Annotated in this window: 20 protein-coding genes, 1 tRNA gene and 1 pseudogene; 13 read left to right on the plus strand and 9 right to left on the minus strand. The window is 67.5% G+C overall.

Annotation, left to right across the window (positions count from 1 at the left end; all coding sequences use genetic code 11):
- Positions 1 to 14: 14 nt before the first annotated feature.
- Positions 15 to 809 carry a thiazole synthase gene (locus AB5T46_RS16785; RefSeq protein ID WP_370565204.1) on the minus strand — a complete coding sequence of 265 codons (795 nt, stop codon included), beginning with the start codon at positions 807 to 809 and terminating at the stop codon, positions 15 to 17.
- Between the two features lie 268 nt (positions 810 to 1,077).
- Between AB5T46_RS16785 and AB5T46_RS16790 the strand changes: the two genes are divergently transcribed.
- From AB5T46_RS16790 to AB5T46_RS16800, 3 genes are all read left to right on the plus strand, one after another.
- Positions 1,078 to 3,681 (plus strand): TonB-dependent receptor, encoded by a 2,604-nt coding sequence (locus tag AB5T46_RS16790; RefSeq protein WP_370565206.1) that lies wholly within the window; start codon positions 1,078 to 1,080, stop codon positions 3,679 to 3,681.
- Between the two features lie 118 nt (positions 3,682 to 3,799).
- Positions 3,800 to 4,939 (plus strand): Ca2+-dependent phosphoinositide-specific phospholipase C, encoded by a 1,140-nt coding sequence (locus tag AB5T46_RS16795; protein WP_370565207.1) that lies wholly within the window; start codon positions 3,800 to 3,802, stop codon positions 4,937 to 4,939.
- Positions 4,940 to 4,941: 2 nt separating this feature from the next.
- A complete protein-coding gene (locus AB5T46_RS16800; RefSeq protein ID WP_370565208.1) occupies positions 4,942 to 6,417 on the plus strand; it encodes a CehA/McbA family metallohydrolase in 1,476 nt (491 codons plus the stop codon).
- Between the two features lie 149 nt (positions 6,418 to 6,566).
- On the opposite strand, the gene thiS is transcribed toward AB5T46_RS16800, so the two are convergent.
- Positions 6,567 to 6,767, minus strand: coding sequence for a sulfur carrier protein ThiS (thiS, locus tag AB5T46_RS16805; protein ID WP_370565209.1), 201 nt, complete (start codon positions 6,765 to 6,767; stop codon positions 6,567 to 6,569).
- Between the two features lie 154 nt (positions 6,768 to 6,921).
- On the opposite strand from thiS, the gene AB5T46_RS16810 reads away from it, so the two are divergent.
- Positions 6,922 to 8,748, plus strand: a complete 1,827-nt coding sequence (locus AB5T46_RS16810; RefSeq protein ID WP_370565210.1) for an autotransporter domain-containing protein — start codon at positions 6,922 to 6,924, stop codon at positions 8,746 to 8,748.
- A 179-nt stretch (positions 8,749 to 8,927) separates the two neighbouring features.
- A tRNA-Gly gene (locus AB5T46_RS16815) sits at positions 8,928 to 9,001 on the plus strand.
- Between the two features lie 212 nt (positions 9,002 to 9,213).
- Here the strand turns inward: AB5T46_RS16815 and AB5T46_RS16820 are convergent.
- Positions 9,214 to 10,824, minus strand: a complete 1,611-nt coding sequence (locus AB5T46_RS16820; protein ID WP_370565211.1) for a GMC family oxidoreductase — start codon at positions 10,822 to 10,824, stop codon at positions 9,214 to 9,216.
- A gap of 197 nt (positions 10,825 to 11,021) precedes the next feature.
- Between AB5T46_RS16820 and chrA the strand changes: the two genes are divergently transcribed.
- The 3 genes from chrA to AB5T46_RS16835 are packed head-to-tail and all read left to right on the plus strand — an operon-like array spanning position 11,022 to position 14,928.
- Positions 11,022 to 12,356 (plus strand): chromate efflux transporter, encoded by a 1,335-nt coding sequence (chrA, locus tag AB5T46_RS16825; protein WP_370565212.1) that lies wholly within the window; start codon positions 11,022 to 11,024, stop codon positions 12,354 to 12,356.
- 45 nt (positions 12,357 to 12,401) lie between these two features.
- On the plus strand, positions 12,402 to 13,760 hold the full coding sequence (locus AB5T46_RS16830) for an NTP/NDP exchange transporter (protein ID WP_370565213.1): 1,359 nt from the start codon (positions 12,402 to 12,404) through the stop codon (positions 13,758 to 13,760).
- On the plus strand, positions 13,744 to 14,928 hold the full coding sequence (locus AB5T46_RS16835; RefSeq protein WP_370565214.1) for an NAD-dependent epimerase/dehydratase family protein: 1,185 nt from the start codon (positions 13,744 to 13,746) through the stop codon (positions 14,926 to 14,928). Before AB5T46_RS16830 ends, AB5T46_RS16835 begins: the two co-directional genes overlap by 17 nt.
- A gap of 238 nt (positions 14,929 to 15,166) precedes the next feature.
- Here AB5T46_RS16835 and AB5T46_RS16840 read toward each other — a convergent pair whose 3' ends face one another.
- From AB5T46_RS16840 to AB5T46_RS16850, 3 genes are all read right to left on the minus strand, one after another.
- A complete protein-coding gene (locus AB5T46_RS16840) occupies positions 15,167 to 15,544 on the minus strand; it encodes a hypothetical protein (protein ID WP_370565216.1) in 378 nt (125 codons plus the stop codon).
- 13 nt (positions 15,545 to 15,557) lie between these two features.
- Entirely contained in the window at positions 15,558 to 16,055 is a 498-nt protein-coding gene (locus AB5T46_RS16845) for a hotdog fold domain-containing protein (RefSeq protein WP_370565217.1), read from the minus strand.
- A 92-nt stretch (positions 16,056 to 16,147) separates the two neighbouring features.
- The gene (locus AB5T46_RS16850) at positions 16,148 to 18,625 is read right to left on the minus strand and encodes an acyl-CoA dehydrogenase (protein ID WP_370565218.1); all 2,478 of its coding nucleotides are present in this window, start codon (positions 18,623 to 18,625) and stop codon (positions 16,148 to 16,150) included.
- Between the two features lie 184 nt (positions 18,626 to 18,809).
- Between AB5T46_RS16850 and AB5T46_RS16855 the strand changes: the two genes are divergently transcribed.
- The 5 genes from AB5T46_RS16855 to AB5T46_RS16875 all read left to right on the plus strand — a co-directional run bounded on the left by AB5T46_RS16855 (position 18,810) and on the right by AB5T46_RS16875 (position 23,861).
- Entirely contained in the window at positions 18,810 to 19,421 is a 612-nt protein-coding gene (locus AB5T46_RS16855; RefSeq protein ID WP_370565219.1) for a TetR/AcrR family transcriptional regulator, read from the plus strand.
- A 216-nt stretch (positions 19,422 to 19,637) separates the two neighbouring features.
- The gene (locus tag AB5T46_RS16860; protein ID WP_370565220.1) at positions 19,638 to 21,461 is read left to right on the plus strand and encodes a phosphoenolpyruvate carboxykinase (GTP); all 1,824 of its coding nucleotides are present in this window, start codon (positions 19,638 to 19,640) and stop codon (positions 21,459 to 21,461) included.
- A gap of 431 nt (positions 21,462 to 21,892) precedes the next feature.
- Positions 21,893 to 22,888: a hypothetical protein gene (locus tag AB5T46_RS16865; RefSeq protein ID WP_370565221.1), complete on the plus strand. Its 996-nt coding sequence runs from the start codon at positions 21,893 to 21,895 to the stop codon at positions 22,886 to 22,888.
- Between the two features lies 1 nt (position 22,889).
- Entirely contained in the window at positions 22,890 to 23,201 is a 312-nt protein-coding gene (locus AB5T46_RS16870; RefSeq protein ID WP_370565223.1) for a hypothetical protein, read from the plus strand.
- A 192-nt stretch (positions 23,202 to 23,393) separates the two neighbouring features.
- Positions 23,394 to 23,861 carry a hypothetical protein gene (locus AB5T46_RS16875; protein WP_370565224.1) on the plus strand — a complete coding sequence of 156 codons (468 nt, stop codon included), beginning with the start codon at positions 23,394 to 23,396 and terminating at the stop codon, positions 23,859 to 23,861.
- Between the two features lie 36 nt (positions 23,862 to 23,897).
- Here the strand turns inward: AB5T46_RS16875 and AB5T46_RS16880 are convergent.
- The 3 genes and pseudogenes from AB5T46_RS16880 to AB5T46_RS16890 form a co-directional block, all read right to left on the minus strand.
- Positions 23,898 to 24,248, minus strand: a pseudogene (locus AB5T46_RS16880) (transposase); the annotation flags it as partial.
- Positions 24,249 to 24,573: 325 nt separating this feature from the next.
- Positions 24,574 to 25,353, minus strand: a complete 780-nt coding sequence (locus tag AB5T46_RS16885; protein WP_370565225.1) for a hypothetical protein — start codon at positions 25,351 to 25,353, stop codon at positions 24,574 to 24,576.
- A complete protein-coding gene (locus tag AB5T46_RS16890) occupies positions 25,313 to 25,822 on the minus strand; it encodes a DUF488 domain-containing protein (RefSeq protein WP_370565226.1) in 510 nt (169 codons plus the stop codon). Before AB5T46_RS16890 ends, AB5T46_RS16885 begins: the two co-directional genes overlap by 41 nt.
- Between the last annotated feature and the right edge of the window lie 95 nt (positions 25,823 to 25,917).

A 25,917-nucleotide genomic window follows, 5' to 3' on the forward strand; every position in this document is an offset into this window, starting at 1 on the left:
GGTGAGCGCCTGCATCAGCCGATCAGACCGTCCACCGGGCTGGAGGCGCTGGCGTAGCGCTTGCGCGGGATGCGGCCGGCGAGGAAGGCGTCGCGGCCGGCTTCCACCGCCAGCCTCATCGCCCGCGCCATGCGCACCGGATCCTTCGCGCCGGCGATGGCGGTGTTCATCAGCACGCCGTCGCAGCCCAGCTCCATCGCGATCGCGGCGTCGGATGCGGTGCCGACGCCGGCGTCCACCAGCACCGGCACCTTGGCGTTCTCGATGATCTCGAGCAGGTTGTACTTGTTCTGGATGCCCAGGCCGGAGCCGATCGGCGCGGCCAGCGGCATCACCGCCACGCAGCCGATCTCCTCCAGCCGGCGCGCCAGGATCGGGTCGTCGCTGGTGTAGACCATCACCTGGAAGCCGTCGGCGACCAGCTGCTCGGCGGCCTCGAGCGTCTGCACCACGTCGGGGAACAGCGTCTTCTCGTCGCCCAGCACCTCGAGCTTGGTGAGGTTGTGGCCGTCGAGCAGCTCGCGCGCCAGGCGGCAGGTGCGCACCGCGTCGGCGGCGGTGTAGCAGCCGGCGGTGTTGGGCAGGATGGTGTAGCGGTCGGGCGGCAGCACGTCGAGCAGGTTGGGCTCGCCCGGATTCTGGCCAATGTTGGTGCGGCGGATGGCCACGGTGACGATTTCGGCGCCGGCGGCCTCGGTGGCGGCGCGGGTTTCGTCGAGATCCTTGAACTTGCCGGTGCCGGTGAGCAGGCGCGAGCGGTAGCGCTTGCCGGCGATGACCAGTGGGTCGTGCGCAGACGAATCGTTCATGACGGGATTATGGCGGTTCGCGTCGTCCAAATGTAGACATGCGCTGATCGCCCGCTTCTGTAGGAGGGGCTTTAGCCCCGACCCCGCACATTACGGCAGATCTGTTCTGCCGTTGTTTCCCTTCGCAACGCGCGGCGGCGCGTTCATCGCCGCCGCCGCCGACGGGGCTGCGCGGCGCCGTGTCATCAAAACTGAACCTTCGCCGTGCAGCATCGGCGACCGTCGCGCAGCTCCGCGATGTCCTTCCCCCGTATCAGGATTGATTCACATGCAGATGAAGCGTCGCCGCCTCAGCGGCTCGATCCGCCGTGCCCTCGTCGTCGGCGCCTGCGCCGCGATGGCTTCCGCCCCGGCATGGGCACAGCAGGACGCGGCATCCGCCACGGACGGCACCGACCGGCGCACCGACGCCACCGAACTCGACGGCATCGTGGTGACCGGCCGTGTCGGCACCGGCGTGCGCACCAAGGCCGAGACCAGCTACTCGGTCACCAACATCGAGGAGGAGGCGCTGCGCCTGCAGGCGCCCACCAGCGTGACCGAATCGCTCAAGTCGGTGCCCGGTTTCTGGGTCGAGGCGTCCGGCGGTGAGGCCAGCGGCAACGTCCGCGTCCGTGGCATCCCGGTGGACGGCTTCGGTTCGGTCAACATCCTGGAGGACGGCGTGCCGGTGGTGCACGATCCCTCGCTGGGCTATCTCAACGGCGACCAGGCCTTCCGCCTGGACGAGACCATCGAGCGCATCGAGGTGGTGCGCGGCGGCCCGTCGTCGGTGATCTATCCCAACGCCCCGGCCGGCGCGATCAACTACATCCCGCGCCAGGTCGGCGACGAGGACGAGGGCATCGCCAAGGTCACCGTGGGCGACTACGGCCTGCAACGCCTCGACTTCTGGTACGGCACGCCGGTGGCCGGCGACTGGAAGCTGGGCCTGGGCGGCTTCTACCGCCAGGACGACGGCATCCGCGATCCCGGCTACACCGCCAACGACGGCGGCCAGTTCCGCGTCAACCTGGCGCGCGAGTTCGAGCGCGGCCGGATCAGCATCGACGCCAAGCACCTGGACGACAAGGTCATGCTGTACCTGGGCATCCCGATGAGCACCGACGCCGACGGCGACATCCGCGCGGTGCCAGGCTTCGACGGCCACTACGGCACCGTGGCCGGCCCGGAAACCCGCCGCCTGGCGATGCCGATGGACGGCGGCGGCGTGTGGGACTACGACAACGCCAAGGGCACCCACGTCCGGCGCGACCAGCTGACGGTGAAGTTCGACTACGACCTGGGCGCGGGCTGGCAGGTGTCCGACGCGCTCGGCCTCACCCATACCAAGACCACCCGCAACGGTGTGTTCGCGCTCAACCTGCAGAGCGCGTCGAGCTTCCTGGAGAACCAGGCCGACGCGCTCGCGTCGCGGATCGCACAGGTCCCGGGCGCCGCCGGCCTGCAGCTGAGCTACGCCAACGCACCCGGCGGCGTCTTCGACGTCGCCGACCAGAACGGCAATGGCCTGATGATGGTGGGCGGCCTGCGCGGCGTGGAGATGCCGGTGAAGGAGCTGGTCAACGACCTGCGCCTGTCGCGCGACTTCGATGTCGGCGGCCAGGACCACAACCTGACCCTGGGCTACTACTACGCCAACACCAACGAGGACTTCGACCGCTATTCCTCCAACGTGCTGCTGGACGCGCAGGACAACGCGCGCCTGCTGGACCTGGACGTGGTGGACGCCGACGGCAACGTGCTGGCCACCCTTACCGAGGGCGGCGTCTCGCGCCATGGCTACGAGTGGGGCAACGCCTCGGGCGAATCCACCACCCACGCCCTTTACCTGGCGGACGAGTGGCAGGTGACCGATGCGCTGCGCATCGACGCCGGCGTGCGCTGGGAGGAGATCTCCGCCGAGGGCTGGACCGAGGTGCGCACCACGGCCGACGGCGGCACCCCGGCCACGGCCTCGATGCTGACCGGCTCGGGCCGGTTCCTGCACTACGACATCAGTTCCGACAAGGTGGGCTGGACCCTGGGCGCGAACTACCAGTTCGGGCGCAACTCGGGGCTGTTCGGCCGCTGGACCTCGGCCTTCCGCCTGCCCAGCCTTGGCAGCTACGTCACCCGCGGCGACAACGCCTGCGACGGCAGGACCGGGGCGGAATTCGACCAGTGCGTGGCCGAGCGGCAGGCCACCAACAACGACGCCGCCATCACCCAGACCATGGACCTGGCGGAGATCGGCTACAAGTACAGCGACTCGCTGTTCAGCCTGTTCGCCACCGGCTTCTACACCAAGTACGACAACGTGGGTTTCAGCAACTACGTGTTCGACAACAACGGTGTCTCGATTCGGCAGCAGGGCTACGCCAGCACGCGCACCTACGGCCTGGAGCTGGAAGGCGGCTGGTACCCGGCGGACTGGTTTGACCTGCAGCTGACCGCCACCCTGCAGAACCCGGAATACCGGGACCTCAAGTACACCGAGGATTCGGACGATGGCCCGGTGCTGCGCGACTTCGTCGGCAACCGCCTGATCCGGGTGCCGGAGACCAGCCTGCGCCTCGTACCCGGGGTGAACCTGCTGGATGGCCGCCTGCGCCTGCAAGTGGCCTGGGAATACCAGGGCGACCGCTACGTGGATACCGCCAATTCGGTGAAGCTGCCGGCCTACGACGTGTTCAACGCCAGCGCCCGGTTCGAGATGACGCCGCAGTTCGCGCTGTACGGCTACGTCGACAACCTCGGCAACTCGCTGGGCCTGACCGAGGGCAACCCGCGCGCGGGCGAGCTGCAGAGCGGCGACGCCGGCGCCAACAGCTTCATCGCGCGGCCGGTGCTCGGACGGGCGTTCCGCCTGGCGGTGATGTACCGGTTCTGACGAGCCGAGCTTGGGGGCTCCGGGGCCGTAGAGCCGAGCTTGCTCGGCTACGTCGACTCCGGAGCCGGGAGCAGCGGAGCAAGCTCCGCTCTACGGTGTTGGCGCAAATGGAGTGAGGATGAAGACGACCTTGCAGCTTCTCGTGGCGTTGACAGTCGCGTCGGCATTCGCGGCGCCCGCCCTGGCCGCCTGCGACCTCGAAGCGCCCGACGCCCGCGCCGCCGGCGCGAACTGCGCCCAGGCCTGGATGGACGCCAACCTGCGCCTCAACGACCTGCAGGTGATCGGCACCCACAACAGCTACAAGCTGCCCACCTGGCCGCGGCTGCTGGCCGCGCACCGCGAACGCGATCCACAGGGCGCGGACGGCATCGACTACGGCCATCTGCCGCTGCGCAAACAGCTCGAGCGCGGCGTACGCGCGCTGGAACTCGACGTGTACCACGACCAGGAAGGCGGGCGCTATCGCCACGATTCGCTGCCGCGCGACCAGCGCGCCGCCCTGAAGCGCCCCGGCTTCAAGGTCATGCACCTGTCTGACATCGACTACCGCAGCAGCTGCCAGCCGTTCGCCGAGTGCCTGCAGATCGTGCGCGACTGGTCGCGTGCGCATCCGCGGCACGTCCCGCTGCTGATCCAGATCAATGCCAAGGACGATCCCGCCGCGCCCGGCGCGGTGCAGCCGCTGCGTTTCGACGCGGCGGCGTTCGATGCGCTGGATGCCGAGATCCGCGGCGTGTTCCCGGACGAGGTGCTGATCGTGCCGGACGAGGTGCAGGGCGACTTTCCGAGCCTGCGCGAGGCGGTGCTCGCCGGCAACTGGCCGCGCCTGGGCGATGCGCGCGGGCGGGTGTTGTTCACGCTCGACGAGAGCACGGAGAAGGTTGCGCTGTATCGCGGCCGGCGACGCGCGCTGGAAGGCCGGGTGCTGTTCGTCAATGCCGACGCGTCCTCGCCGGCCGCGGCATGGCTGACGCGCAACGAGCCCGTGGAGCAGGGGGAATCTATCGCCGGGGCCGTGGCCGCCGGTTTCCTGGTCCGCACCCGCGCCGACGCCGACACGCGGGAGGCGCGTCGGAACGACACGCGTCGCCGCGATGCCGCGCTGGCCGGCGGCGCGCAGGTCGTCTCCACCGACTACATCGAACCCGATCCGCGGTTCGGCGATTACCGGGTCGGACTGCCGGGCAGTGCGATCGCGCGCTGCAATCCGCATCGCGCCGCGCGACGCTGCGGCGGCCTGCCCATCGAGGAATGATCATGCTGCGTCGCCTGTGTTCCGTCGTCCTGGCTTTTTTCGCCATGGCCGCTGCGGCCGCGGAACGCGATCCGCTCGTGCTGCGTGGCGAGATCGACGGCGGCGACCACCAGAGCTACCGCGAGGTGCCGTTCACCGTGCCGTCGGGCACCGCGCGCATCACCGTGGCGTTCGACTACGACGGCCGCGAGGACAAGACCACCATCGACCTGGGCCTGCTGGGGCCGGACGGGTTCCGCGGCTGGAGCGGCGGCAACAAGCGCGAATTCACCGTGTCGGCGTACGACGCCACGCCCTCCTACCTGCCGGGCGCGTTGCCGGCCGGGGAGTGGCGGCTGCTGCTGGGGATTCCCAACATCCGTGCCGACGCATCCGCCAGCTACACGGCCGAGGTCCGCTTCACGCCGGTCGGCGCGGAAGAGCGCCTGCCCGGGTCGCTGCAGCCGGTGCTCGGGGAGGAGGCGCGGTGGTACCGCGGCGACCTGCACATGCACAGCGCGCACAGCGATGCCAGCTGCAACAGCCAGGGCGGCGAGCGGGTGCCGTGCCCGCTGTTCCTGACCCTGCAGACGGCCGCGGCGCAGGGCCTGGACTTCGTCGCCCTGACCGACCACAACACGGTCTCGCACCTGCACGACATCCGCGGACTGCAGCCGTACTTCGATCGCCTGCTGCTGATTCCGGGGATGGAGGTGACCACGTTCCAGGGTCACGCCAATGTCTTCGGCCTGCAGGCGCCGCTGGATTTCCGTGTCGGCGACACCGTGCCGGACTGGAACGCGCTGCTGCGGGAGGCGCAGGCGCGCGACCTGCTGCTGTCGGTCAACCATCCGGTGCGGCCGTCGGACGAACGCTGCATGGGGTGCGGCTGGACGCCGAGCGGTGGGACGGACTGGTCGCGGATCGCGGCGGTGGAGGCCGTCAACGGCGCCGATGCCGGCACGCCGATGTCGGGCATTCCGTTCTGGCATGCGCAGCTCGATGCCGGGCATCGGCTCACAGGCGTCGGCGGTAGCGACAACCACGATGCCGGATTGACGCAGTCGCAGTTCGGCCGCAGCCGGATCGGCGCGCCGGTGACGGCGGTGCATGCGGCGTTGCTGTCGCAACAGGCGATCCTCGACGGCATCCGCGCCGGTCGCGTCTTCGTCGACGTCGATGGCAGCCGCGATCGCGTGCTCGACCTGGTCGCGCGGTACCGCGCGAACGAGGTCGCCATGGGCGGCATGCTGGCATTGCCGGCCGGCGCCGAGGCCGATTTCGAGCTGCGCCTGGCCGGCGTGGCGGATGCGCGCGTGGAGGTGATCGTCGACGGCGAAATCGCGCCGCTGCTCGCCGATCCCGTCGTGAGCGACACCGGGCAGCCCCTGCGCTGGCGCTGGCGCAGCGACGGCGGCCGCCACTGGCTGCGCGTGGACGTGCGCGACGCCGACGGGCGGCTGTTGCTGGTCGGCAATCCAGTCTATGTCAACTTCTAGTTGCGTGGCGTCGCGACTTCCGTCGCTCCCACACGAGCAATCGAGAGGGCGCAGGCGACGAAAGCTGCGAGGCGTTCCTGTGGGAGCGACGGAAGTCGCGACGCTTTCACCCTAGCGCGCTACTCGATCCGCTGCCGGCACGACCGGCATCATCCGCCACCGAGCGCGTGCACGATCTCCACCCGGTCGCCGTCGTGCAGCGCGTGCGCATCGTGACGGCCACGCGGCACGATTTCTCCGTTGACCTCCACTGCGACGCGGCGTTCGGCCAGGCCTCGGGCCCGGAGCAGGTCGCTGATCGTGGACGGGTCGGGCAGGGCGACGCGATCGCCGTTGAGCTGGATATCCATGGCCGCCATTGTCGCCGCTCGCGCGGCGACATTCAGCCCCTCCCGGCCACATGACGCGCTGCGGCTTGAGCGCCCATGCCGATCGTGGAACCATGCGCGACCATCCGCCGCCGTATGTCCGTTGCCGGCGGCCTTTCACGATTCTGGAGGAATCATGCGCCTGCCACGCCTTGTTCCCGCCGCTCTCGCCACCGCGCTCGCGCTGGCGGCCGGCTCCGCCGCCGCCGACGAGGGTCAGTTCTCGCGGACCATCTTCTTCGGCGACAGTCTGACCGATGCGGGCTTCTTCCGTCCGCTGCTGCCGCCGGAAGTGCAGGCGGTGACCGGGCAGTTCACCACCAATCCCGGCTGGGTGTGGGCGCAGTTCGTCGCCGACCACTACGGTACCGACGCTTCGGCCAACGGCAACGGCCAGAGCGGCGACAACTACGCCGTCGGCGGCGCATGGGTGGTCGACGACCGGTCCGGCGCATTGGGGCCGACGCCGTCGGTGACCACCCAGGTGTCCACCTACCTGTCGTCGAGCGGCGGCGCCGATCCCGATGCCCTGTACACGATCTGGGCCGGGGCCAACGACATCTTCGCGATCGCCGCCGGCGCGCCGGTGGAGGAAACGCTGGGCAACGCGGTGGCCGGCCAGGTCGGCCTGGTCGGCGCGTTGCAGGGCGCCGGCGCGCGCTACATCCTGGTGCCGACCTTGCCCGACATGGGCATCACCCCCGCCGCGCGGGCGCAGGGCCCGCAGGCGCAGGCGCAGCTGACCGCACTGGCGACGGCCTACAACGACGCGCTGTTCGGCGGTATCGCCGGCGCCGGGCTGCGGGTGATCCCGCTCGACACCTTCAGCTTCCTGCAGGAAGTGGTCGCCGATCCGGGGCTGTACGGCTTCGGCAACGTTACCGGCACCGCCTGCCAGCCGCAGATCACCGCGCAGTCGCTGACCTGCAACCCGTCCAGCTACGTCACGCCGGATGCGGCGAAGACCTACCTGTTCGCCGACGGCGTGCACCCGAGCGATGCCGGCCATGCGGTGATGGCGGACTTCGCGATCTCGGTGCTCGAGGCGCCGGCGCAGATCGCGGTGCTGCCGCAGTCGGCGGCGGTGATCGGGCGCGCCCGCGCCGACCGCGTCGCCTGGCACCTGGACGGCAAGCCTGCCGGCGACGGCGCCAACTGGTGGGTCGACCTGCGCGGCGATTACCAGCGCTACGACGACGGCGATGCCTACGACGGACTCGCGCCGGCATTGACCGGCGGCGTCGACTGGACCCGCGGCAACCTGGTGTTCGGCGTGTTCGGCGGCTACGGCGTGACCAAGCAGGACTGGGGCAACCGCCGCGGCAGCTTCGAGCATTCGGACGTCACCCTCGGCGGCTTCGCCGGCTGGTACGGCGAGCGCGGCGGCTGGATCAACGGCCAGGTGAGCTACTCGCGGCTCGACTTCGACAGCGACCGCGACGTCTGGCTGGGCCCGGCACGGCGCACCCACCACGGCTCGGCCGACGGCGACAACCTGACCATTGCGGTCAATGCCGGCTGGGACTTCGAGCACGGCAACCTGCGCCATGGCCCGGTGCTGGGCCTGGTCTCGCAGCGGATCGACGTCGACGGCTTCGCCGAGAGCGATGCCGACCTGTCCACCTCGCTGGCGTACCCGGACCAGAACTTCGACTCGCTGATCGGCAGCGTCGGTTGGCAGCTTGCGGTGGCAGAGGGGCACCTGCGCCCGTACGCGCGCCTGACCTGGGACCGGGAATTCGAGGACGCGCCGGAAGAGGCGTTCGCGCGTGCGCAGTCGATCCCGGGAACGGACTGGTTCGCGGTGCCCGGCATGGCCTACGACGACAGCTACGCCACGGTCGCGCTCGGCGCGCGCACCACCCTGTTCGGCCTGGACGCCAACTTCGGCCTGAGCACCACGCTGTCGCACGCTGACAACGGCAACACGACCGTGCACGCGACCTTCGGCAAGGGCTTCTAGACGCGGGGCCGAACCGGGCGTAGAGCGGAGCTTGCTCCGCTGCTCCCGGCTCCGGAGCCCAAGGCAGCGGAGCAAGCTCCGCTCTACGGGATGCGGTGCTGCCGCGGTCTGCGGCGGCATCGGACGTGGGCGTCGGGCCTTGGCAAATTGGCCCCCGCGGCCCTAGACTTCCGCTACGCGCGGGTGTAGCTCAATGGTAGAGCTGTAGCTTCCCAAGCTACTGACGAGGGTTCGATTCCCTTCACCCGCTCCACTCGGGGCTTTGTGGCGTGCTTGCCGGGTTGCGGCTCCGGAGGGGCGCGCGCTTTGGCTTTGCAAAGCGCGCTTGCGACATGCTTCCACAACCCCCGCATCGGCGCTGCGCGCCGATGCCGCCCCCTTGAGTCAAGGGGGCTGAAGAGCGGGGGCGCCGCGAGTCTCGCCTGTACACGGAAGCGTTGAGCGGCCGGAAAAGGAGATGGTGCGTCAGGAAATGCGGCCGCGGATCAGGTCCGCGGCGCGCTCGGCGATCATGATCACCGGCGCATTGGTGTTGCCGCCGGGCAGGACCGGCATCACCGAGGCGTCGATCACGCGCAGGCCGTCGACGCCGCGCACGCGCAGTTGCGGGTCCACCACCGAGGCCGCGTCCTCGCCCATGCGGCAGCTGCCGGCGGGGTGGTAGACGCTCTCGGCCTTGGCGCGGATGAAGGCTTCCAGCTCGCGGTCGGACAGGTTCTCGCGCGCCGGATGGATCGGTGCTCCGCGATATGGGGCGAATGCCGGCTGCTTCAGGATCTCGCGCGAGATGCGCGCGCACTCGACCATCATCTTCAGATCGAAGCCATCGGCATCGCTGAGGTAGTTCGCCTCGATGCGCGCCTTGTCGCTGGCGCGGGCGCTCGCCAGGCGGATGCGGCCGCGGCTGCGCGGGTGCAGGAAGCAGGCGTGCAGGGTGTAGCCGTCGCCGGCCAGGCGGTTGCGGCCGTGGTCGTCGAGCATCGCCGGGACGAAGTGGAACTGGATGTCGGCGCGGTCGTCGGGCGCCAGGCGCGAGCGCACGAAGCCGCCGGCCTCTGCGATGTTGCTGGTGCCGGCGCCGGAGCGGTTGCGCAGGTAGTAGTCCCAGGCGATGCGCGCATCGCTGATGCGATCGTAGGTGACGCGCTGGGTGGCGTGGTACAGCGTGCAGATGTCGAGATGGTCCTGCAGGTTGCCACCGACGTCCGTCGCGTCGACCTGCACCGCGATGCCATGGGCGCGCAGTTCCTCCGCCGGGCCGATGCCGGAAAGCATCAGCAGCTGCGGTGAGTTGATCGCGCCGCCGCACAGCAGCACCTCGCGCGTGGCGGGTTGGTGGAAAGCGTGGCCGCGGGCGCCGTACACCACGCCGCTGGCGCGCCCGCCTTCGAAGGTGATGCGGTTGACCAGTGCACCGGTCTCGACGGTAAGGTTGGGGCGTTCGCGTGCCGGGCGCAGGTAGGCCACCGCGGCCGAGCAGCGCGCGCCGTCCTTCTGCGTGACCTGGTACAGGCCGACGCCGGCCTGCCGCGGGCCGTTGAAGTCGTCGTTGCGTGTCAATCCGGCCTGCTGCGCGGCCTCGATGAAGGTTCGCGACAGCGGATTGACGTGGCGCAGGTCGGAGACGGCCAGCGGTCCGTCGCCGCCGTGCAGCGCATCCGTGCCGCGGCCGTTGCCTTCCGAGCGCCGGAAGTAGGGCAGCACGTTGTCCCAGTGCCAGCCGGTCGCGCCGCGCGCGGCCCAGTCGTCGTAGTCGGCCGGCACGCCGCGGATGTAGCACATCGCGTTGATCGAACTGGACCCGCCGAGCACCTTGCCGCGCGGCCACCACAGCGTGCGATTGTCCAGCTGCGGCTCGGGCGCGGTGTCGTAGTCCCAGTTCACGCCCTTGCGGTTGACCAGCTTGGCCAGCCCCGCGGGCATGTGGATGAAGGGATGCCAGTCGCGCGGGCCGGCCTCCAGCAACAGCACGCGGACGTCGGGATCCTCGCTCAACCGGTTGGCGAGCACGCAGCCCGCGGAACCGGCGCCGATGATGATGTAGTCGTAGGCGGGCGCGGCGGAACGGACGGGCATCGTGCGACGCTAAGCGGCGGCGCTAGAGCATATGCTCTTGCCGGCGCAGGCGTCCGACGCCGGCTTTCCGGCTGTTCGAAGAATGGCCGCGGAGCCGGGCCGGTAGCCGCACCCGCCGGGCGCCGTGTCGATCGGCAGGCGTTGCGCAGTCGGCGTTGACGCGCGGGGACGTTCGGTCCAGATTCCGCTGGACTCCCGTGACCGGCCGACGCATGCAGCCTTCGTTCAAGGACGCCCTTCGCGTCTGGCTCAAGATCGGCCTGGTCAGTTTCGGCGGACCGGCGGGGCAGATCGCGCTCATGCACCGGCTGATCGTCGAGGAGAAGCGATGGGTCAGCGAGGCGCGTTTCCTGCATGCGCTGAACTACTGCATGCTGCTGCCGGGGCCGGAGGCGCAGCAGCTGGCGACCTACATCGGATGGCTGTTGCACCGGACCCGCGGCGGACTGGCGGCCGGGATCCTGTTCGTGCTTCCCGGTTTCGTGCTGATGCTCGGCATCGCCGGCGTGTATGTCCTGTACGGGGACGTGGGCGTGATCCGGGGACTGCTGTTCGGCATGCAGGCCGCCACCCTGGCGATCGTGGTCGAGGCGGTGCTGCGGATCGGCCGGAAGGCGCTGAAGCATCGACTGCTGTGGGGCATCGCCGCGTTGTCGTTCCTGGCGATTTTCGCCTTCGGCGTGCCGTTTCCCCTGGTGATCCTTGGCGCCGCGCTCGCCGGCGTCGCCGGCGCGTGGCTGCGTCCGGCGGTGTTCCTGCCGGCGCAGCCCGGTGGGGCGGATGAGGCGATGCTTCCGCAGCAGGCGCATCCGTCGGCGGGCTGGACGCTGCGGGTGCTGCTGAGCGGCGCGGCGCTGTGGGGCCTGCCGCTGTTGTTGCTGCTGGCGACGCTCGGCGTCGGTCATGTCTTCGCCGACGAGGCCTTGTTCTTCAGCAAGATGGCGCTGGTGACGTTCGGCGGTGCCTACGCGGTGCTGGCCTACATGACCCAGCAGGCGGTGGAGCGCTATGGCTGGATCGGCCCGACCGAAATGGTGCAGGGCCTGGCGCTGGCGGAAACGACGCCGGGGCCGTTGATCCTGGTGATCACCTTCGTCGGCTTCCTCGGCGCCTACGGCGACCCTGGCGCACTGCATCCGTTGCTTGCCGGCGTGCTCGGCGCGTCGCTGTCCACCTGGGTCACGTTCGTTCCTTGCTTCCTGTGGATCTTCCTCGGCGCGCCCTACATCGAACGCCTGCGCAACCGCCGCCTGCTCTCGGCCGCGTTGACCGGGATCACCGCGGCGGTGGTCGGCGTCATCGTGAACCTGTCGCTGTGGTTCGCGGTCCACGTGCTGTTCGCCGAGGTCGGCCGCTGGCAGGGCTGGGGCCTGTGCCTGCCGTTCCCGGTCGTTTCCTCGCTGGACGTTGCGGCGTTGGCGCTCGGCGCCTTCGCGATGCTGGCGATGCTGCGCTTCAGGGTCAGCCTGCTGAAGACCCTGGCCGCCTGCGCGTTGCTCGGATTGCTGGCGCAAGCGGCAGGCATCGGCTAACGTGCCGCGGAATGCTCCCGGGGCATCTGCCGCGCAGCCACGTTCATGACCGCCGAAGTCCCGAAGCAGCGCATCGCGCGCTTCCGCGCCGCACTCGTCGCCTCGCCCGCGTTGTGGTGGGCGCTGCTGTACTTCTTCTCGTTGCTGTGCGGCTACTACGTGCTGCGGCCGGTGCGCGACGCCATGGGCGCTTCGAGCGATGCGACGGCCGTGTTCCCGCGCTGGCTGCTGGACCTGGCCGGCGCGCGCGGCATCGCGCTCGGCGACTACACGCTGCAGATCCTGTTCACCGGGACCTTCTTCGCGATGCTGCTGCTGCAGCCGGTGTACGGCGCGCTGGTGGCGCGGTTCCCGCGGCGGGTGTTCCTGCCGGTGGTGTACCTGGTGTTCATCGCCTGCCTCGGCGGCTTCTGGTGGGCGTTCGACACCGATGCGTCGGGCCGCGGCGCGCTGTTCTTCGTGTACATCGCGGTGTTCAACCTGTTCGCGGTGACGGTGTTCTGGAGCTTCATGGCCGACGTGTTCGACAACGACCAGGCCAAGCAGGTCTACGGCTACATCGGCGCCGGCGGCACCCTCGGCGCGTTGTCGGGGCCGGCCCTCACCCGGATGCTGGTCGAGCCGCTGGGCGTGGCCAACCTGCTGCTGGTGTCGGCGGGATTCATGGCGCTCTGCCTGCTGTGCATCGTCAAGCTGCGGCCCTGGGCGGTCCGCCGCGAGCGGTCCCACCACGAGCAGAGCGGCGAACGGCCGATGGGAGGCTCGGTCTGGGCCGGGTTGCGCCTGGCCTGGCAGGATCCGCTGCTGCGCGCGCTGTCGATCCTGATGTTCTTCGGCGTCGGGGTCGGCACGCTGCTGTACAACGAGCAGGCGGCGATCGTGCGCGAGTTCTATCCCACCGCCGAGGCCGCGACCCGCTACTACTCCACCATCGACTGGGCGGTGAACACGCTCACCATCGTGGTCCAGGTGCTGCTGACCCGCTGGCTGCTGCGTCGCTACGGCGTGGCGCCGTTGTTGCTGCTGCCGGCGGTGGCGATCCTGGTCGGTTTCTCGCTGCTGTCGGCCTCGCCGTTGCCGCTGCTGGTGGCGGTGGTACAGGTGGTCACCCGGGCCAGCGAGTTCTCGCTCAACAAGCCCGCGCGCGAGACCCTGTACACGCGCATGGCGCGCGAATCGCGCTACAAGGCCAAGGCGGTGATCGACACCGCGGTCTACCGTGGCGGCGACGTCACCTTCGTCTGGGTGCACAAGCTGCTGGCCGGGTTCGGCTCCAGCGTGGTGTTCCTGGCGGGCCTGGGGGTCGCCGCAGGCATGACCTTCGGCGCATGGCGGGTGGTGCGGGAGCAGCGCAGGCTGCCGGAACACGCCAGCGAGGTCCGCCGCCATGCAGAGTCGTCGTGAGTTCCTGTCCGCCGGTCTGTCCGCCGCCGGCCTGTTCGCGTTGCCGGCCTCAGTCTGGAGCGCCTCCGGGCGCGCCGCCGAACCGCTGCGCATCCTGGTCCTCGGCGGCACCGGCTTCCTCGGCCCGCACTTCGTCGAGGCGGCGCGTGCGCGCGGGCACCGGCTGACGCTGTTCAACCGCGGCAAGACCAACCCGGCGCGGTTCGACGGCGCCGAATTCGGCGACATAGAACAGCTGCGCGGCGATCGCAAGAGCGACCTGTCGGCGCTGGAGGGCGATCGCGAGTGGGACGCGGTGCTGGACACCTCGGCCTACATCCCCGCCGACGTCACCCGCAGCGCCGAGCTGCTGGCATCGCGCGTGAAGCACTACCAGATCATCTCGACGGTGTCGGTCTATGCCCGCAACGACATCGCCAACGACGAGGACAGCCCGCTCGCGACGCTTGCAGATCCCACGGTGACCGAGGTCACCGGCGAGACCTACGGCGGGCTCAAGGCCCTGTGCGAACGCGCCGCCGAGACCGCCATGCCGGGACGCGTGACGGTGGTGAGACCGGGTCTGATCGTCGGGCCGGGGGATCCCACCGACCGCTTCACCTACTGGCCGGCACGCGCCGACCGCGGCGGCGAGATCCTGGCGCCGGGCGGCGCCGGGGAGCCCACGCAGTTCATCGACGTGCGCGACCTGGCGGCCTTCATGCTGCACCTGATCGAGTCCGGCACCGTGGATGTCTTCAACGCCGATGCGCCGGCCGACGCGCTGACCATGGGCGCGCTGCTGGCCAGCTGCCAGGCGGCGGCCAGGCGCGCCAACACGATCAACTGCGTGCGCGCACCGTGCCCGCAGCCGGCCGGGCACGATTCGACGCTGACCTGGGTGCCGGTGGAGTTCCTGGCCGCGCAGTCGGTCAGCCCGTGGCAGGACATGCCAGTGTGGATCCCGGCCGTGGGCGACTACGCCGGGTTCGGCAGCACCAGCACCGAGCGGGCGCAGCAGGCCGGCCTGCGCCACCGCCCGCTGGACGAGACCGTGAGTGCCGCACTGGCGTGGTGGCGGTCGCTGCCGGAGGAGCGGCGGGCGGGGCTGAAAGCCGGGCTGTCGGCCGAGCGCGAGGCCGAGGTGCTGCGTGCCTGGCATGCGCGCGAGACAGCGCCGGAGGCGTGACTGGAGGCATGACCGGAAGCGACGTGAAGCAATGTCATGCATCCCGCCGCATGCCGGCATCGCACGCACACCCTCCGCACCGCACCGTATCCGTCTGGACCCACACCCGTAGAGCCGAGCTTGCTCGGCTGCGCAACCCACCGGAGCCGGACGCCGCGCGACCACGGCAGCGGAGCCGAAAGCAGCGGAGCAAGCTCCGCTCTACGGGGCGGAAGTTCCGTGGCTTGCAGCGGATCGTTTATCCGAACAGCGGCAGCGTGAACAGCACTGCGCCGAGCACGAACAGCCCGGTCAGTACATGCACCATCGGCCGGTTGACGCGCAGGAACACGAACTGCTCGATCGTGCGGCCGGCCCAGAACAGCGCCATGAACAGCAGCAGCGCGCGCCCGAGCGGCGTACCGTACAGCTCGGCAGGAAACAGGAAGCAGATCGCGGCGATGCCGGCGAACACATAGACCAGGCGCAGGTTGAGGATCTGGGTGATCGCACGGGTGGGCAGGCCGACCTTGCGCAACTCGTGTTTCCAGTCGAACAGCTTCCAGAACGCCAGGTGGAACAGCGCGAAGCCGAGGCTGTGCAGCCCGCAGAGCAGGATCAACCGTTCGTTCGACATCGCGCGACCTCCGCTATCCGGTGGTTGCGGCGCTTTCGCCCGCGGCGGCACGCGGCGAGACCCACATGGAGATCCGGGCGCGGAACACCACGTCGTCTTGCGGATCGCCGACGACCACCTGCACCGGAAGCTCGTAGCCCGCATCTGCCGCGTGCGGCGGGAAGCCGGGCGTGGCGACCGCACGCATCGTGCCGCGCGCCTTCTTCAGGTATTCGACCTGCATGCCCTTGGGAATCCAGCGCATGCCGGCCGGGATGCTGGCGTCGGTGGTCAGCCCGCCGATGAACTCGGCCAGGTTGCACAGCGCGATCGCGTGCACCGTGCCCAGGTGGTTGGTGACGTGGCGGCGGTGGCGGATGGTCGCCACGCCGCGGCCGGGTTCCAGCGACACCAGCGCGGGGCGGATGCCGGCGAAGTACGGCGCCTTCCAGCACACCAGCCGCGAGAACAGCCACCGCCCCAGCGGCTGTCGCTCGAACCTGCGGTAGAGCGACAGCACCGATGCCCCCACGACGCTGGCTCCATTCAGGCCCCGCCATGGTGGCGGGGCGTGCAATCAAGGTAACGACGTAAGGCATGCCCATGAGCACGCAGCGGATGGGTTCAGGCCGCTTCGCGCGACGAGCCCTTGCCCTGCGCCCGGTCGTAGTGGCTCGCGGCGACCAGTTCGTGCGGATCGAAATCGTCGACGCTGATGGTGTCGAGCGTGAGTTCGCGCAGCTCTTCCAGCAGCACGCGCTCGTCGGCGGTGATCCAGCCCTCGCGCACGCCCTCGTCGAGCTGGGTGTCGAAGTCCAGCGCCTCGATGTCGCTGTTCTTGAGCGCCTTGAGGAACTTGCGCTCGACCGGCTCGGCCTGGATCGCCTTGACCAGGTAGCTGTTGATGCGACCGGCAGGGTTGTTGGCGCAAGGCGTGGTGAACACGTCCTCGGCCAGGCGGTCGCGGGCGTCGTTGGGATTCATCAGCAGCGAGGCGACGCGGTGCCCGAGGCGGTCGCTCGGCGCCACTGCGCGGCGGCCGAACGGGAAGATCAGCGCCCACAGCAGCCAGCCGACCGGACGGATCGGGAAGTTGCGCAGCGCTCCGGAGAGCGCCATCTCGATCTTGTGCACGCAGTCGTGGAACGCCCACGCCAGCAGCGGCTGGTCGCCGACGGGACGCTCCTGGTCCTCGTAGCGCTTGAGCATGCTGCTGGCGATGTAGAGCTGGCTGAGCACGTCGCCCAGGCGGCCGGACAGCGACTCCTTGAACTTGAGCTTGCCGCCGAGCAGCAGCATCGAGGTATCGGCCATCAACGCCAGCGCCGCCGAGTAGCGGTTGAGCTTGCGGTAGTAGCGACGGGTGTAGGCGTCGCCTGGGGCGTCGCCGAACTTGGCGCCGGTCAGGCCGAACCACAGGCTGCGCACGGCGTTGGAGATGGCGAAGCCGATATGGCCGAACAGGTTGCGGTCGAACTCGTGCAGGCGCTCGTGCGCGTCCTCGAGTTGCGCGGCCTTCATTTCCTTGAGCACCCACGGATGGCAGAGGATCGCGCCCTGGCCGAAGATCATCAGGCTGCGGGTCATGATGTTGGCACCCTCCACCGTGATCATGATCGGCACCGCCTGCCAGTTGCGCCCGGCGTAGTTGCGCGGGCCGAGGATGATGCCCTTGCCGCCATGGATGTCCATCACGTCGCGCGAGACCTCGCGCGCCATCTCGGTGCAGTGGTACTTGGCGATGGTGGAGGGCACGGCGGGGTTCTCGCCGCGCGCGACCGCGGCCGCGGTCGCCTGCGCCAGTGCGCTGATCGCGAAGGCGCGGCCGCCGATGCGTGCCAGTGCCTCCTCCACGCCCTCGAAGCGTCCGACCGACAGCCCGAACTGCTTGCGGATGCGGGCGTAGGCGCCGGTGACGATCGCGCCCATCTTGGCGCCGCCGCTGCCCGAGGACGGCAGGGTGATCGAACGGCCGATCGACAGGCACTCGACCAGCATCTGCCAGCCCTTGCCGGCGTAGGCCTCGCCGCCGATCAGCTGGCTGAGCGGGATGAAGACCTCCTTGCCGCGGATCGGGCCGTTCTGGAACGGGCTGTTGAGCGGGAAATGGCGGCGGCCGATCTCGATGCCGGGCGTCTCGCGCGGCACCAGCGCCAGGGTGATGCCGATGTCCTTCTTCTCGCCGAGCAGGCCCTCCGGGTCGTACATGCGGAAGGCCAGGCCGATCAGGGTGGCGACCGGCGCGAGGGTGATGTAGCGCTTGTCGAAGGTGAGCTTGATCCCGACCACGCGCGCGCCGTTCCACTCGCCCATGGCGACGATGCCGTAGTCCGGGATCGAGGTGGCGTCGGAGCCGGCAAACGGACCGGTCAGGGCGAAGCACGGCACCTCGCGTCCGTCGGCCAGGCGCGGCAGGTAATGTTCCTTCTGTTCCTGGGTGCCGTAGTGCATCAACAGCTCGCCGGGGCCGAGCGAGTTGGGCACGCCGACGGTGGAGCTGACCACGCTGGAGATCGAGGCCAGCTTCTGGATGACCTTGTGGTTGGCCAGCGCGGTGAAGCCGAGCCCGCCGTACTCCTTCGGGATGATCATGCCGAAGAACTTGTTCTTCTTGATGAACGCCCACATCGCCGGTGGCAGGTCGGCGTCGACGTGGGTGATCTCCCAGTCGTTGGTCATCCGGCACAGTTCCTCGGTGGGCCCGTCCACGAACGCCTGCTCCTCGGCGCTCAGCAGCGCATTGGGCTGGTCGAGCAGCACCTGCCAGTCGGGCTTGCCGGAAAACAGTTCGCCCTCGAAGCCGACGGTGCCCGCTTCCAGCGCGGTGCGCTCGGTCTCCGACAGCGGCGGCAGGATCTTCAGGTAGAAGCCCAGCAGCGGCTTGGTGATCAGCGGCCGGCGGATGCCCGGGATCAGCAGCGGGATCGCGATCAGCGCGACCACCACGGCCGCGATCGCGATTGCGACCGCATTGGCGCCGAGCAGCCAGCAGGCGACCAGCAGGGTGGCGGTGATCGCGGCCCACACCGCCAGCCGCAGCCGGTGGTAGGCGGCGAAGGCGCCGGCGAGGAGAAAGGCGAGGAAGGGAATCGCGACGCTCATGTGGCACTCCAGGGACGGCGAGGCTCGGTGGATGGAGTCGTGGCCGCCCCGGCGTGCGCGGGCGGCATTGACCATACGCTCAAGTATGGTAAGCCCGTCCGATCCTGTCAATGATGCCGGACGGGACGTCCCCGGCGCATGACGAACCTTTTGCGCACGCCGGCGTATGGATACACTGATCGGCATGACATCCGCCGCCGCCCCGGCTTCCGGCAAGCCGACCCCGAAACCGCCGGAACGCAGCGGCCGCCTCAGCGCCGAGGACTGGGCACAGGCGGCCCTGGACCTGATCGCCGAGCAGGGCGTAGCCGCCGTCGCGGTGGAGCCGCTGGCGCGGCGCCTGGGCGTGACCAAGGGCAGCTTCTACTGGCATTTCCCCTCGCGCGACGCGCTGCTGCAGGCGGCGCTGGAGCGCTGGGAGAACGTGGAGCAGGAAGCGGTGTTCGGCGAACTGGAGAAGATCTCCGATCCGCACGAGCGGCTGCGTGCGCTGATCCACATGGTCGCGCACGAGATCAAGTCGCACGTGATCTACAGCGCCATGCTGCAGGCGCTGGACCATCCGATCGTGCAGCCGGTGATCGGCCGCGTTTCCGAGCGCCGGCTGGAATATCTCACCGCCTCGTTCCGCCAGGTGGGCTTCGGCCGCAGCGCGGCCCAGCACCGTGCCCGTCTCGCCTACACCGCGTATGTCGGCTTCCTGCAGCTGTCGCTGCAATTGCCGCAGTCGCGGCTCGACCACGACACGTTCGACGAGTACATCGAACACGTGATGGCGACGCTGATCCCTCGCTGACGCGCTGACGTCTTCATGGCGTCCATACGCGGGCCGTGTCGATGCCGGCTCGCGCGGACGCGGCTTTTTCGGGGCAGGCTGGGTGCGCCCGCACGGCGCGTCGCTTGGCGTGGGCGCTGCGGTCGCCCCTTCGTTCAGCCGCTGGTGCAGGTGCAGCAAGACCCGGCCGGCGGCGATCCCTAGAATGTCCCGGGACAATACCGCCTGGGAGGGCGCATGAACGCAGTCACGCCGTTGCACGACACCGATCCTGCGCGCGGCAGTCGCCTGGAGGCGCTGAACCGCTGGGTGGAGGAGGTGGCGGCGCTGACCCGTCCGGAGCGCATCCACTGGTGCGATGGCAGCCAGGCGGAATACGACGCGCTGCTGGCGCGGATGCAGGCCGACGGCACCCTGTCGCCGTTGAACCGGGAGACGCACCCGAACTGCTGGCTGCATCGCTCCGATCCGGACGATGTCGCCCGCGTCGAACACCTGACCTTCGTCTGCACTCGCGAGCGCGACGACGCCGGCCCCAACAACCACTGGATGGCGCCGACCGAGGCGCACGCGAAGATCGACGCGTTGTTCGAGGGCTGCATGCGCGGGCGCACGTTGTACGTGGTGCCGTATTGCATGGGCCCGATCGATTCGCCACTGGCGCGCTGCGGTGTGGAGATCACCGACTCGCCGTACGTGGTCGCCAACATGCGCATCATGACCCGCATGGGCGCCGCGGCGCTGGCGCGGATCGAGCGCGAGGGGGCCGCTCGCGGCGAGCGGACGGACACGTTCGTCAAGGGACTGCATTCGCTCGGCGAGCTCGATCCGGAGCGGCGCTTCATCATGCATTTCCCGGAGGAGCTGGCGATCAAGTCCTACGGTTCGGGCTACGGCGGCAACGCGCTGCTTGGCAAGAAGTGCCACGCCTTGCGCATTGCCTCCTGGCAGGCGCGGCAGGAAGGCTGGCTGGCCGAGCACATGCTGATCGTCGGCATCGAGAATCCGCAGGGCGAGACGCACTACATCGCTGCCGCATTCCCCAGCGCCTGCGGCAAGACCAACCTGGCGATGCTGATCCCGCCGGAGCGCTACCGCGAGGCCGACTGGAAGGTCTGGACCGTGGGCGACGACATCTGCTGGATGCGGCCGGGCGAGGACGGCCGGCTGTGGGCGATCAACCCGGAGGCGGGCTTCTTCGGCGTCGCGCCGGGCACCTCGGCCAGGTCGAATCCGAACGCGCTCGCCACGATCGCGCGCGACACCATCTTCACCAACGTCGCCGTCACCGACGACAACCAGCCGTGGTGGGAAGGCCTGGACGATCGCGTGCCGGCGCTGGACTGGCAGGGGCGGCCGTACGATCCGGCCAACGGCCCGGCCGCGCATCCGAACTCGCGCTTCACCGTTTCGGCGAAGCAGTGTCCGACGTACTCCCCGCATGCGGAGGATCCGCAGGGCGTGCCGATCTCGGCGATCGTGTTCGGCGGCCGCCGCGCCTCGCTGGTGCCGCTGGTATTCGAAGCCCGCGACTGGACCCACGGCGTCCTGGTCGGCGCCGCGATGGCCTCCGAGACCACCGCCGCCGCCGCCGGCAAGACCGGCGTCGTCCGTCGCGACCCGATGGCGATGAAGCCGTTCTGCGGCTATCACTTCGGCGACTACTTCGCCCACTGGCTCTCGTTCGACAAGCCGGGCGCCAAGCTGCCGAAGATCTTCCACGTCAACTGGTTCCGCAAGGACGCGGATGGCAGGTTCCTGTGGCCCGGCTTCAGCGAGAACCTGCGGGTGCTGGAGTGGATCATCGGCCGGGTGGAGGGCCGGGCGGAAGGCGTACAGACGCCGATAGGTGTGTTGCCGGACACGACGGATCTGTATCTGGGTGGGCTTCCGCTTGAAGCCATCAATCTGGAGCGGCTGCTGAGCTTGGATCACGGTGATTGGGTCGTCGAGCTCAAGGGCTTCGCCGTGCATCTCGAGGGCTATGGCGCCCGGCTGCCACGGGAGCTGTCCGAAGAGCACATGCGTATTTCTGCGGACCTACTGCATTCGGATGCCTAGCTGCGGAACCGAAGTGGTCGGCTGTGCCGATGATGGTCTATGCCGGGATCGCTCATGCACCACGGGTTGCGAATTACATCTCAGAGCACCCCGCCGTCGAGTTATCCGGAAGACCATGCGTTGCATGGGTTCCCAGCACACGCCGTACTTGGTCGACGATCGTTCCATTTCGAAAGGCTGCGGGGCACGTCCAGCGGCGCCGTTACCACGCCGCCGCAAAACCCGACGCAGTCACAGGATCGGCGCAGCGGCTGTGCGTGTACCTCGACTAGGTGCCGCAAGCATTCGCACTTCTGCTCTGGCCCAGGATCCTTTTTGATCAGTTCTTTTATGAATTTGACATGAAAGCTGTACATGACTATATATGAAAGTGGCCTCGGCGACGCCAGGCTGTTTACTTCTCAATTACATTCGGACGTAAGGAGAATTATATGTCACATGACATGGCAAAGGTGGAAACGCCTCGCTTCCAACGGCGCTTCCTGCCTTATCTTTGTTCTTTCTTTGTTGCGGCGTTCCCCGCGTTTTCGGCTTACGCAGACCCTATGCCAAGCGCAGAATGCATAGGCTGCAGTGAAACCGTAAAAGAAACTAGAGCTAAGCAGGTTGCGCAGGCTCTGAAGCCCTACCCACGCCCAGGTGACTACTTCGATGTCGCCGTTTATGATTTCAACGGCAACAAGGTTGATGTCTACTATGTGGGTTGGTATGCAACTGGCCAAGAGGGTAGGCCGTATCGTTGGTTTGTTCAAAAAGGAACCACACCAACGGCCATTGTAAATGCTTTTGCGGCCGCACGAACTGCATATCAGAGAAACGGAAACTCTCTAGAATTTATGTTTGATGAGAATGGATATATTCCTCCAGCCGATGGGGGGAGTAACTACACTCTCGCAGACGGAGTGATCTCTTCAGAGCCCGACTGTCGAGATGTTCCTGACACGGTCAGGACTGCATACGACGTAATAAGAGATTCTGCGTACAAGAATCAGTTGGTCTCAGAAATAAAAGGTTCAATGACTAGAATTGATTGGCTAAATAGATTCTATTACGATTCCCTGCCGGCAATGGCGTTCGTGGGTGGATTATTCAGCCTAGATTACCGTTATTTGAACACGGGCAATCACAGGGTATTCCTCGATGGCAGTAGCATACGATTTCACTATGACTATGCCAAGCGGGACCTTGAGGTCACCCCGGGAACAGCGAAGCTTTGTGGTGGGTATGAGCTTCCTGAGGAAGCTAAGGAAATTCCAAGTAAAATATGGAGATTCCAAGGGGAGAGAGGAATGTATCGCTTTATTGGCTATGCAGGAGATCTTGGGGCAGGTTCCACGTTAATTGGAACTGGTAACGTAACCTATAGGTGCGAGGGTGGGGAAAGGAACGGCCGTGTCTGGATTACATGTACCAAAGGCTTTAATTGATATGACAAAGGCCGTCTGGTCATTAGTATGCGGCTTTTTTTCTTTACTTTTTGGATTGTCTACGGTTTCCGCGACTGGTACGATATCTGACACGCCTGAGGGAATTGTTGTTGTGCCACTCATTCCACATATGGCGCTAGCGCTAACTGGATTACTGGCTGTGTCCGCTTTCGTTCTGTCGTATCTTGCGTTGAAGAACGAGCTAGCAGAGGGGCATGTTGCTACCAAAAGAACTCTGTCAGTATCTGGCGCAGTCATGGCGGCTTTAGGCAGCTTTGTTTCTTTTGGTTTCTTAATGGTGCGAGTTTTGTGATGTTATGCGCGGCTCGGCGGATACTCCGCCGAGCCGCTTTGTCGCGCGCGTACCTCCTGGAGACACTGGTTTTGAAGATTGGGCTCCACGGGCGTCGCAAGGGAAATTGCAGGTGAGCGGGGAACTGACAGCGCTGGTGAACGTGACGGCTGCGGCAGCGGCGGAGGGCCGCTGGCAGGAAGCCGAACGCATATGGACCCGGATCCGCAACTGGATCCAAGCCATCTGCAAGCATTATTCAGCTCGGGAGTGCACTCCTTCCAGCGCGGCGATTCCGTCGGTGCGCTGGAGCTGCTCGAGACGGCGCGCCTGCAGGCGCCGCGCGAACCGATGGTCCCGTTGACCATTGGCCGGGTTTCATCGCGAGTCAGGGCAGCCCGGCCGGGAGGGGAACGCGATCATCGCCACTTTGGCGATCAATCCGTACTTTCTGCCCGCCCTGCTGGGCAAGGACGGGTTCTTCCAGAGGAACCGCAAGTCCAGGGCGGCGGCGAAGGTATTTCGGGACACTTTGAAAGCCCGCCGCCCGAGTCGCAATGGCCGACGGCATTGCGGCTGCGCCTGCAACGCGCACGCCAGGCGGTCAGGCGCGATACCGAGGAACTGGCGGAGTATCTGGGCGACCGAGTTTCGGGTCTGTCAAACGAACTGTGTAACTGAGTTGGGTCTGTCAAACGAACTGTGTAACCTCAGTTTTCACAGCGCATCCAGCGGCACGCGCTCCTCGCCGAACATCAGCTGGAAGCTCTGCAAGGCCGGCTTCCAGTGATGGATCGATTTCCAGTTCTTCGATGCCTCCCGGATCGCCAGGAACAGTCCCTTGAGCGCTGCCTCGTCGTTCGGGAAGATGCGGCGGTTGCGGGTGTACTTGCGCATGACCATGTTCAACGATTCGATCGCGTTGGTCGTGTAGATCACCTTGCGGATCTCCGGCAGGAACTGGAAGAACGGAATAATGCTGTCCCAGTTCCCGCGCCACAATCGCACCACGGCACGGTACTTGCCGCCCCAGTCGGCCTCGAAGGCATCCAGTTCCGTTTGCGCCTCTGACCCCACGCCATGCGTTGCCAGACCTGGATGGCACGTGCGGTGAACGTGTGCACGCAATCCCATCCATGTTGCTCCAGCCACGCGCAGTCTGCGCCCTGCGCCGCTGCATAGGCATCTTCGCCACCGGCGAACTTGCGCTGTTCGACCGCCTCGCCATCGAGGCGCAGCGTGAGCTGCCAACCGATCACTGGCGGCTCAATCGGCGCCAGCGGTTCCGGTTCCATGCATGTCGTTTGCCAAGCCTCTTCCATCACACGTGTGATCACTGGATCGTCGTCCCGTTCCCGGCGGATCGGTTCGATGGTGTAGTGGTAGTCGGTCATCAGAACAAGCCCGCTTGCCTGTCGAGATCGGCAGGATCGAGGCCCGAGCGTAGGATGCCGATGACGATGAACGTCTGCGGGTGGGCCTTCATGGTGCCCATGATGAAGTGCGGGTTGCGGGTGGGAATGCGCTCGCCGTACTCCTGCTGCAGCATGTTCAGCGCCTTGTCCCCGTAGCGCTTACGGTAGGCGAAATAAGCTGCCTGCACTTCCCAGTCGTGGACCAGGTGGGTGTGCGCGTGGCCGCCGGAGGTAAAGCGGTAGCCGAAGGAATACTCGGGCTTGTCGAGCGGCTTGAGCGGATCCTGGAAGAGCGCGTTCTGCTGGAACAGCGAGCTGCTGAGCGCCTGTTCCTGTTCGCTGGTCTGCCTTACCGGCTTATGGAAGAACTGCATGCTGCCCGGATCGGGCTTGACGATGCCGAAGCTGCGGCTGGCGATCTTGTTGTCTTCGTGGAGGGCCTTGAGGCTGGGCGCGATGAACGGCTTCCACAACCGCACTTTGGCGGCGTCGCTCAGGTCGCGGCCGTGGCCGACGATGCGGATGGAATCCTCGTCCACGTGCCGGCTCTCGGGCCGGTGATCGTCGCGAGGCCGCCCGGCGTCCATCTCGATCAGGTCGAAACGTTCGAACTGCCGATCCTTGGACAGGTGCCGGTAGCGGACCGGATAGAGCCGCAGCATCTCGCGGCCGTCCTCGCTGGCGGCCGCCACGCAGACGGTCTCTTCGTACTTGTGGCTAGGTTGCGGGTAGGCCTTGACCAAGATGCGCGCGCGCACGCGTTGCTGCTTGCCGCTGAGCATGTCCCTGTACCCCCTGGTGCTTGGGCGTGATCCCCGAGAGCTTGCTGAGTGCGTCGGCCACCGAGCGGCGGTGGCAGGTGGTGTGGTCGCGTTCGTAGCACAGCAGCGCCACGGTACCGCTCAGCTCTTCGGCCAGTTGTTCGAGCAGGTCGTTCTGCTTGTCGAGATAGCGGTCGAAATCGCGGAAGAACTTCTTGTAGTCGCCGTCATCGCGCAATTGGTGGCGGATGGCCTTCGGCGACCCGAGGCGTGGCTCGTGGCGGTAGTCGATGCCGACGCTGGCCAGTCCCTCGCGCAGGGCGGTCTTGGCGAAGCCGCGACGACGCGAGATCGGCAGTTCACGGATGTCGAGCAGCGTGTTGACGCCGAGGGCATTGAGGGTCTCCAGGAAGTCGCCGAAATCCGCAGCCTCGTAGCCGATGGTGAGGATCTTCTTGAGCTTCATGGCTTGGTTCCCTGTCGGTTCTGTTCTGCGGTGATGAAGGTGTCGATCAAGCCCAGCAGTTGTTGCTGGAAAACAGGAGTCAGAGTGCACTTTCT

Origin of the sequence: Luteimonas salinilitoris (assembly GCF_041300785.1) — a bacterium.
GTDB classification, from domain to species: Bacteria; Pseudomonadota; Gammaproteobacteria; order Xanthomonadales; family Xanthomonadaceae; genus Luteimonas; species Luteimonas salinilitoris.